Raw genomic sequence first — 9186 nt, forward strand, 5'->3', positions numbered from 1 at the left:
CATTGCCGACTACATCGTCGGCTTCTACAACAGTGTGCGGCTGCACTCCACACTGGGCAACTTGCCACCCAATGCCTTCGAGCAGAAATCGGCAATCAATCAACCTATCGATGTGTCCGAAATAACTTGACCAGGACACACCACTACTGCGGCGCATAGCACTAAGAAGGGCTGAAGTTTAGACATTGTGTAAGTTCACCATGAAAACGAGCGAATAAAGCTAAGAACTTGATCGATTTTTGAAATGCATTATTACCGCAGCCGTAAACCACGGGTTACTCCCTAGACAAAAAATTTTTGTCGATGGTGGGAAATTTCGAAAAAAATTGCATCAAACCCATTGCTGCATCGCAGCATAAGCTATGATTTCCGATATGAAAGCACTTTTCGAGCCTCCTCGGGAAGGTTTTCCAAAAGGATTGCATCATGAAAAAATGGGTCATATTTGCTACGCTGTCGGCCATTGCAGGCGCTGCTAGCGCGGTGCTGCCGTACATGTCGAAGTTGTCCACGGTCTCCAACTTGCTTGCGGAACGCTCGGCCGAAAGCCAGTCCACTGCCGCAATGATGTTGGCAGCGCTGGGCATGATGGCGGTGATCGTGGTTCGCCGGTCGGGCAAATAAGGCAACAGCACTGGGTTCAACCTGCAATGGGTTGCCCTGCCTGAAATTGTCCCTACGTTTTTCCAAGAGCTTTGCGCAAAGCTCTTGGTGCAACTAAACAATCTAGTTTCTTGCGATTGCTGCGCCCTTTCCCCCGTAGCGACCTACCGTAAACAGCCAAGCACTTGCCTGGCAGTACAACGCCTTTACAGGCTAGGAGGGTAATTTCTCAACGTCCTGCTCCCGAACAGCTCTGAGCTGTTTGGGGCTGACGCGTTGCGGCGCAATTTCGGCCAAGGGGCGCAGCACAAAGGCCCGCTGCCACATGCGGGGATGTGGCACTACCAGGGCCGGGCTGTCGATCTGCCCGCTGCCAAACAACAAAATATCCAAATCCAGCGTACGCGGCGCGTTGCGGTACGAGCGCTTGCGGCCTGCTGAACGCTCTACATTTTGTAGCTGCTCCAGTAGATGGGGCGCACACAAGGTGGTTAAAACTTCCACAACGGCATTGACGTAGTCTGGCCCGTCCGAATCAACCGGCGTAGTCAGGTACAGCGCCGAGCGGCGTACCACCTCGGTGCCTGGCAAGGCGTGGATGCTGTCCATGGCCTTGCGCACGGTGCTGGCGGCATCGCCCAGGTTGGCACCCAGGGCGATAAAAGCGGTGACCGGCTCAGGCATCGGAGCCTGGTGCGGCGGCTCCACCACCACTGGGCTTGCGGCGGCGGCGGCGTTTTTTGGGGGCGGCATCGGGATCGGTCTGGGGTGCAGCGTCTGCGGACGCGATGGCGCTGTTGGAGTGGGCTACAGGCACAACACGCGGCACGCGCACCGGCTTTTGGCGGCGGGCCTGCTCTTCGCGGGCCTGGGTCAGCAGGTCTTCGCGCTGGTCGTCGCTGCCGGTGGTGAATTCTTGCCACCAGTCGGCAATAATTTGCTCGACTTCACCGGCATCAGCGCGCAGGCGCATAAAGTCAAAGGCGGCGCGGAAGCGCGGCTGGTCGATCATGCCGTAGGGGCCGCTGCCCACACGCTTTTCAAAGCGGGGTTGCATCAGCCAGGTTTCGCGCATGTCCCCGGCCAGGCGGCCACGGCCCGATACGTCGCCGATGCGGGCGTTGAACACGTCTTCCACTGCGTCTTGCAGCGCGGCAAACGAGGGCTGCTGGCCCGAGCGGGCGGCCCAACCGTCGCGCACGTCGGCCCACAGGACGCAGGCCAGCAGGAAGCTGGGTGCAACCGGTTTGCCCTCGCCCACGCGGCGGTCGGTGTCTTGCAGGGCGGCCAGCACAAAGGGCTGGTCGGCGCGCTCCACCACCACGTCGAGCAGCGGGTAAATGCCGGTGGACATGCCGAGCTTGCGCAGCTGGGCGATGGTGGCCACGGCGTGGCCGGTTTGCAGCAGCTTGAGCATTTCGTCGAACAGGCGGCTTTGCGGCACGTCGGCCAGCAGCTTTTGCGAATTAACCAGCGGGGCGGCGGTTTTGGGCTCCAGCGTAAAGCCCAGCGGGCCGAGCTTGGCGGCAAAACGCACGGCGCGGATGATGCGCACCGGGTCTTCGCGGTAGCGGGTGGCGGGGTCGCCAATCATGCGGATGGTGTGGTTTTTGCTGTCCTTCAGGCCACCGTGGTAGTCGACCACGATCTGGCTCTTGGGGTCGTAGTACATGGCGTTGATGGTGAAGTCGCGGCGGACCGCGTCTTCTTCCTGCGGGCCCCAGACGTTGTCCCGCAGAACGCGGCCACTCGAATCCACCGCGTGCTTCATGTTGGCCAACTCGCTCTTGCTGGTGCGCTCGTTGCCTGCGACCTGCTCGGCGGCGGTGTTGTCCATGTAGGCGCGGAAGGTGGAGACTTCGATGACTTCGTTCTCGCGGCCCCGGCCATAGACCACGTGGACGATGCGAAAGCGCCGACCGATGATGAAGGCGCGGCGAAACAGTCCTTTTACCTGCTCGGGCGTGGCGTTGGTGGCCACGTCGAAGTCTTTGGGGCGCAGGCCGACCAGCAGGTCGCGCACCGCACCGCCGACGATGTAGGCCTCAAAACCCGCTTGCTGCAGGGTGCTGACCACGTTGAGGGCGCGCTCGTCTACCAGATTGGGGTTAATGCCGTGCTCGGATACGGGGATTTCGACGCGTTTGCCAAACTTGGGCTTTTTGGCGGCTGCAGGCTTTTTGCCGAGAATTTTGTCGATGAATGTCTTGATCATGGTTGCTTTGTAAACAAGTCCAGTATGCGCCATCCGCGCTGGGTGGCGATGGCGCGCAAACGCTCGTCGGGATTGGTGGCAACGGGGTGCTGGACTTTTTCCAGCAGGGCCAGGTCGTTGATGGAGTCGGAGTAGAAGGTGGCCTCCACGTCTTGCCAGCCTAAGCCGCGTGCGGCCAGCCAGTCTTCGACACGGGTGATCTTGCCTTCTCGGAAGGACGGCACACCCTGGATCTGGCCGGTGATCCAGCCATCGGCACCGTGCTCCAGGTCCACGGCGATGAGTTCGGCCACGCCAAAAGCATCCGCAATCGGGCGGGTGACAAAGGCGTTGGTGGCGGTGACGATGATGACCTGGTCGCCTGCATCCTGGTGCTGTTGGAGCAGATCGCGCGCCACGGGTTGTATAGCCGGAAGGATCACCGTGCGCATGAAGTCTGCGTGGGCGGCTATGGATTTTGCAGTACCTTGCTTACGCGCAGCCTCGGTGGCAAACAGCACGTATTCCACAATGTCGAGCGTACCGGCCTTGTAGTGGGCGTAGAAATAGTCGTTTTGCTGTTTAAACACCTGCGGGTCGGTCCAGCCGATGGCGGTGGTGAACTCGCCCCAGGCGTAATCCGAATCCAGGGGCAGCAAGGTGTGGTCCAGGTCGAACAGGGCCAACTTCATGGGTGCTTCTTTCAAATCGTCTCCAACATGGATTTAACCAAGGGTATGGTGATAGCGCGCTGGGTTTGCAGGGCGTAGCAGTCCAGGTGCTCCAGCAACTGCATCAGGCTGCCCAGGTCGCGGCTGAAGCGGCGCAGCAGGTAGTCCACCACCTCGGCGCTCAAAGTCACGCCACGGGCCTGTGCCTCCTGGCCCAGCACGGTGCGCAGCTCGGCTTCGCTCAGCAGTTGCAGGGCAAACACATTGCCGCCGCCCAGGCGGGTGCGCAGGTCTTCGCGCAGCTTGAGGTCGGCCGGGGGCACGTCGCCCGCGCCCAGCACCCAGCAGCTGCAGGTTTGCGCGTTGACAAACCATTTGAAGGCCATGTGCTGCTGCGCCGGGTTGTACAGGTGCACGTCGTCCAGCAGCACCGCCGCCCAGGTGTCGTCAAATTCAGGCGGCTCGTAGACGCTGGGGTCCATCCAGCCGACGCGGGCGGCCTGCACCCGATAAGCCTCGCGCACGGCGCGTAGCATATGGGTTTTTCCGGTGGCGGGGCCGCCCCACAGATAGGTTTGCAGCGGACGACCGGTATCCACCACGGACTGCTGCACGTGCTGCAGCGCAGCCGCGTTGGGACCACCAAAAAAGTTGGCCAGCGTGGGGCTGGTGCCCAGGCCAATGTCCAATACCAGTTGCTGCATACCTATCCCTGCCTAGCCTTGGTAGAGCCGACTGGCCAGGTAGCTGTCGCGGATGCGGCGTATGGCCACCAGCAGCACGGCGCTAGCGGGCAAGGCCACCAGAATACCGACAAAGCCAAACACTTGGCCAAACGCCAGCAGGGCAAAAATCACCGCCAGCGGGTGCAGGCCGATACGCTCGCCCACCAGCCGCGGCGTGAGAAACAGGCTCTCCACAAACTGGCCAATGCCGTACACCACGGCCACCATCACCACCGCTTTGATGGACGCAAACTGCAGCAGCCCGGCCAGTGCCGCCAGCACCAGGCCCACGCCAAAGCCCAGGTAGGGCACAAACATGGCCAGCCCGGTGAACAGGCCGATGGGCAAGCCCAGGTCCAGCCCAAACAGCGACAGACCGATGGCATAGAACGCTGCCATGATCAACATCACCAGCAACTGGCCGCGCAGATACTGGCCCAGCACCTCGTCGGCCTCGTCCACAAAGCTGTCAAACCCCGGGCGCAGGCGGGTAGGCACCAGGGAGACCAGTTGGGCAATGAAGCGGTCCCAGTCCATCAGCAGATAAAACAGCGCCACCGGGATCAGCACCAGATTGCCCAGCACCGCCATGGCCAGGCTGCCGCCCAGGCGCACCGACGACACCAGCGAGGCCAGCGCGTCCTCTACATTGGCGTTGAGGTACTTGAACACAAAGGCCTTGATGCTCACCGGGTCCAGCGCCACATTGACGCCCAACTGGGCCAGCAGCGGCTTGAGCCAGGTGGTCAGGCTGTCCAGCAGCAGTGGCAACTGCTCGCGCATCAACGGTGCTTCCTTAAACAAGATGGGCACGATCAGCAAGGCGATGGCCAGCAGCACCACGATGAACAGCAGCTCCACCACTGCCACCGCCAGCACGCGCGGCACGCGGCCCCGGCACAGGCTGTCGAGCCGGTCTACCAGGGGCGTGAGCATGTAGGCCAGCACGGCTGCCACCGCAAACGGGGTCAGCACCGGCCCCAGCAACCACAGCGCCAGCACGGCCACGGCAGCAATGGAGAACCAGGCCAGGGCACGCCTTTGGGTAGAGGTAAATTGCATCAGGTGGAGGGTGTGGGGCTCAGGGTGGAACAGAAACAGAGATTCAGGCAGATTCGGCAGCATGCCGCCTGCCCTTAAAATCCGTGCAAATTGTAGAGGGCTACGCGGGCAAATCCCGCTGGCCCTGATATCTGGGCTGTTTTACTGCCCTCCACCTCTTGATTCACCCCGTGTGAACGCACCGACCATGACCTCTTCCCACACCGCCCCCCTCTCCTACAAAGACGCAGGAGTCGATATCGACGCAGGCGACGCGCTGGTCGAGCGCATCAAACCCCTGGCCAAAAAGACCATGCGCGAAGGCGTGCTGGCGGGCATTGGCGGCTTTGGCGCGCTGTTTGAAGTGCCCAAGCGCTACAAGGAGCCGGTGCTGGTCAGCGGCACCGACGGCGTGGGCACCAAGCTGCGCCTGGCGTTCGAATGGAACATGCATGACACCGTGGGCATCGACCTGGTGGCCATGAGCGTCAACGACGTGCTGGTGCAAGGTGCCGAGCCGCTGTTTTTCCTGGACTACTTTGCCTGCGGCAAGCTGGACGTGGACACGGCTGCGGCGGTAGTGGGCGGCATCGCCAAGGGCTGCGAGTTGAGCGGCTGCGCGCTGATCGGCGGCGAAACCGCCGAAATGCCCGGCATGTACCCCGCGGGCGAATACGACCTGGCCGGTTTTGCCGTAGGCGCGGTCGAAAAATCGAAAATCCTGACCGGCCGCGACATCCAGCCCGGCGACGTGGTGCTGGGCCTGGCCAGCAGCGGCGTGCATTCCAACGGCTTCAGCCTGGTGCGCAAGTGCATCGAGCGCGCCGGTGACGCGGCCCCCGCCACGTTGGACGGCAAACCCTTCAAACAGGCCCTGATGGAGCCCACCCGCCTGTACGTGAAGAACGTGCTGGCCGCGCTGGCCGAGCACCCCATCAAGGCCCTGGCCCACATCACCGGCGGCGGCCTGCTGGAGAACATCCCCCGCGTGCTGCCCGAAGGCACGGCTGCGCATCTGGTCAAGGGCAGCTGGCCGCAGACCGAGCTGTTTGCCTGGCTGCAAACAACCGCTGGCATCGACGACTTTGAAATGAACCGCACCTTCAACAACGGCATCGGCATGGTAGTGGTGGTGAACGCGGCGAACGCAACGGCTACGGCACAGACCCTGCGCGGCCTGGGCGAGTCGGTATACGAGATTGGTACCATCGGCGCGCGCGGCGAGGGTGCGGCTGTTGTCGTGGCATAAATTTATAAGAAATAGGCCTCTAGCGTATATTCAACATACGCTAGTAGCTATATAAATAATAGCAAACCAAGGTCCACCATGTCCGCACTCACCGAAGACCAGGCCCGTAGCTACATGCACAAGCTGCTGACGGCGATGCACCAGGCGGGCGGCTCGGACCTATTTATCGCGACCGACTTCGCCCCCAGCATGAAGGCGCACGGCGAGATGAAACCGTTGTCGGCCCAAAAGCTCAGCGGCGACGTGACCCGCATGCTGGCCCAGGCCATGATGAACGAGCGCCAAAACGCCGAGTTCGCCAAGGAAATGGAATGCAACTTCGCCATGGCCTTGCCCGGCGTGGCGCGGTTTCGGGTGAATGTATTTGTGCAGCAGCAAAACGTCAGCATGGTGATCCGCACCATCGCCGCCGAAATCCCCAACTTTGCCACTCTGGCTCTGCCCGAGATTCTGAAAGAAGTCATCATGCACAAGCGCGGGCTGGTGCTGGTGGTGGGCGGCACGGGCTCGGGCAAATCGACATCGCTAGCGGCCATGATTGACCACCGCAACAGCAGCTCGGGTGGCCACATCATCACCGTGGAAGACCCGGTGGAGTACGTGCACACCTCGAAGATGTCGCTGGTGAGCCACCGCGAAGTGGGCGTGGACACGCATTCCTGGCACCACGCGCTGAAAAACACTCTGCGCCAGGCCCCAGACGTGATTTTGATCGGTGAAATTCGCGACCCGCAGACCATGGAACACGCCATTGCCTTCGCCGAAACCGGCCACCTGTGCCTGGCCACGCTGCACGCCAACAGTGCCAACCAGGCGCTGGACCGCATCATCAATTTCTTCCCCGAAGAGCGGCGCAACCAACTGCTGATGGATTTGTCGGCCAATCTGCGGGCCGTGGTGTCGCAGCGGCTGGTGCGCACCGAAGACGGCAAGGGCCGCCGCGCCGCGGTCGAGATTCTGCTCAACACGCCGCTGGTGGCCGATCGGATTTTCAAAGGCCAGTTTGGCGATCTCAAGGCGCTGATGGAGAAATCGCGCGAGCTGGGCATGCGCACCTTCGACTGGGCGCTGTTCGAGTTGTACAACGACGGCCAGATTTCCTACGAGGAAGCCCTGCGCAACGCCGACTCCACCAACGAGCTGCGCCTGAACATGAAGCTGAAAAGCGCCCGGGGCGAGCCCACTGCGGCAGGCGGGATGGAACTGACCTTTGACAAGGCCATGACCGACGAAGAAATCGAAGCCCTGCGCGCCGAAGAGCTACTCAAGCAGCAGCAAAAACGCCGCCAGCTGGAAGACGAGCAACTGGCCCGGCTGCGGCAGGCCAAAACCTAGTCAAAAGCGTAGCCAAAAAGGCTAGTCGGCAGGGACCAAAGCGGTGGCCAGCACCTTGTCGATGCGCTTGCCGTCCAGGTCCACCACCTCAAACACCCAGCCTGCGCACTCGATGCGCTCGGCGGTAGCCAGCATGCGGCCCGACACCGACATCAGCAGTCCCGCCACGGTGTTGTAGCGGCCCCGGTCTTCTTCGGGCAGGTCCTTGATGTCCAGCCGCGATTTGAGCTCATTGACCGGCATCAGCCCGTCTAGCAGCCAGGAGCCGTCTTCGCGCTGGGTGGCCCAGGCATCGGCCTGCGCACCGGGCTGCAGCTCGCCAGTGATGGCCTCCAGCAGGTCGCGCGGTGTCATCAGGCCCTGCACCACACCGTATTCGTCCACCACAAACACCATGCGGCCCGATTTGGCGCGAAACTGCTCCAGCAGCTCCATGCCGCTCAGGGTTTCGGGCAAAAACGCGGCGGGCAGCACATGCGGCTCCACAGGCCCGGTCAGATCGGCCCCCAGCTCCAGCAAGCGGCCCACGCTGATCACGCCCACCACGTCGTCCAGCGAACCCCGGCACACCGGGTACCAGGAGTGCGAGCCCTTGGCCGCGCTGCTGCTGGCCTTTTGCAGGCACTGCGCCACGGTGTGCGAGGCTTCCATCCATTCCATATCGGTGCGTGGCACCATCAGCGAGGTCAGGGGGCGCTCGTCCAGGCGGAACACGTTTTGCACCATCTGGTGCTCGTGTTCCTCGATCACGCCGGCATCCACACCCTCCTCCAGGCTGGCCACAATTTCTTCTTCGGTCACGGCCCGGCCCGCCGCGTTGTCGATGCGCAGCAGTTTCAGCACCGCATGGGTGCTGAACGACAGCAGGCGCACAAAGGGCTTGGCCCCGGAGGCCACATAGGTCATGGGGCGCGACACGTGGCGCGCCACCAGCTCGGGGTACAGCTGGCCGATGCGCTTGGGTACCAGCTCACCAAATACGATGGTGATGAAGGTGATGACCGTGACCACAATCACCGTGGCTGACACATTCGCAGCACCCAGCGCCACCCCCCAACCCTGCAGCCAGGCCGACACGCCATCGCTGAACGCGGCCTCGCCCAAAATACCGTTGATCATGCCGATCGAGGTGATGCCAACCTGCACCGACGACAGAAACTGGGTGGGGTTGTCCAGCAGCGCCAGCGCCGCCTTAGCCCCCTTGTCACCCGACTCGGCCATGGCCGTCAACCGCGCCTTTCGGCTGGAAGCCAGCGCCAGCTCCGACATCGAAAACACGCCGTTGAGCAAGGTCAACAGCAAAATCAGCAATAAATCCATGGATATTCACAGAAAATAAACACATGGCACTTTACTTCAACGCTGACA

The 9186-nt window shown here is 62.0% G+C and carries 9 protein-coding genes; 3 read left to right on the forward strand and 6 right to left on the reverse strand.

The annotated features are described in order from the left end of the window. Nucleotides 1-426 precede the first annotated feature (426 nt). Nucleotides 427-624 (forward strand): hypothetical protein, encoded by a 198-nt coding sequence (locus Q0T48_RS14545; RefSeq protein ID WP_295957415.1) that lies wholly within the window; start codon nucleotides 427-429, stop codon nucleotides 622-624. 192 nt (nucleotides 625-816) lie between these two features. On the opposite strand, the gene folK is transcribed toward Q0T48_RS14545, so the two are convergent. From folK to Q0T48_RS14570, 5 genes are read right to left on the reverse strand one after another with little or no spacing between them, the layout of a single operon-like run. Continuing rightward, nucleotides 817-1356 (reverse strand): 2-amino-4-hydroxy-6-hydroxymethyldihydropteridine diphosphokinase, encoded by a 540-nt coding sequence (gene folK, locus Q0T48_RS14550; protein WP_366887963.1) that lies wholly within the window; start codon nucleotides 1354-1356, stop codon nucleotides 817-819. Continuing rightward, entirely contained in the window at nucleotides 1280-2818 is a 1539-nt protein-coding gene (gene pcnB / locus Q0T48_RS14555) for a polynucleotide adenylyltransferase PcnB (protein WP_295957417.1), read from the reverse strand. The genes folK and pcnB overlap by 77 nt, the downstream gene beginning before the upstream one ends. Next, nucleotides 2815-3489, reverse strand: a complete 675-nt coding sequence (locus Q0T48_RS14560) for an HAD family hydrolase (RefSeq protein WP_295957419.1) — start codon at nucleotides 3487-3489, stop codon at nucleotides 2815-2817. Before Q0T48_RS14560 ends, pcnB begins: the two co-directional genes overlap by 4 nt. Nucleotides 3490-3500: 11 nt before the next feature. Continuing rightward, nucleotides 3501-4172, reverse strand: coding sequence for a DnaA regulatory inactivator Hda (hda, locus tag Q0T48_RS14565; protein ID WP_295957420.1), 672 nt, complete (start codon nucleotides 4170-4172; stop codon nucleotides 3501-3503). A gap of 12 nt (nucleotides 4173-4184) precedes the next feature. After that, entirely contained in the window at nucleotides 4185-5255 is a 1071-nt protein-coding gene (locus tag Q0T48_RS14570) for an AI-2E family transporter (protein ID WP_295957422.1), read from the reverse strand. Between the two features lie 187 nt (nucleotides 5256-5442). On the opposite strand from Q0T48_RS14570, the gene purM reads away from it, so the two are divergent. Continuing rightward, nucleotides 5443-6483: a phosphoribosylformylglycinamidine cyclo-ligase gene (gene purM, locus Q0T48_RS14575; protein WP_295957425.1), complete on the forward strand. Its 1041-nt coding sequence runs from the start codon at nucleotides 5443-5445 to the stop codon at nucleotides 6481-6483. A 78-nt stretch (nucleotides 6484-6561) separates the two neighbouring features. Next, complete coding sequence (locus Q0T48_RS14580; RefSeq protein WP_295957427.1) at nucleotides 6562-7818, forward strand: PilT/PilU family type 4a pilus ATPase; 1257 nt, start codon at nucleotides 6562-6564, stop codon at nucleotides 7816-7818. A 21-nt stretch (nucleotides 7819-7839) separates the two neighbouring features. On the opposite strand, the gene Q0T48_RS14585 is transcribed toward Q0T48_RS14580, so the two are convergent. Continuing rightward, nucleotides 7840-9138: a hemolysin family protein gene (locus tag Q0T48_RS14585; RefSeq protein WP_295957428.1), complete on the reverse strand. Its 1299-nt coding sequence runs from the start codon at nucleotides 9136-9138 to the stop codon at nucleotides 7840-7842. Between the last annotated feature and the right edge of the window lie 48 nt (nucleotides 9139-9186).

This window comes from Rhodoferax sp. (assembly GCF_025354435.1).
Taxonomy (GTDB): domain Bacteria; phylum Pseudomonadota; class Gammaproteobacteria; order Burkholderiales; family Burkholderiaceae_C; genus Rhodoferax_B.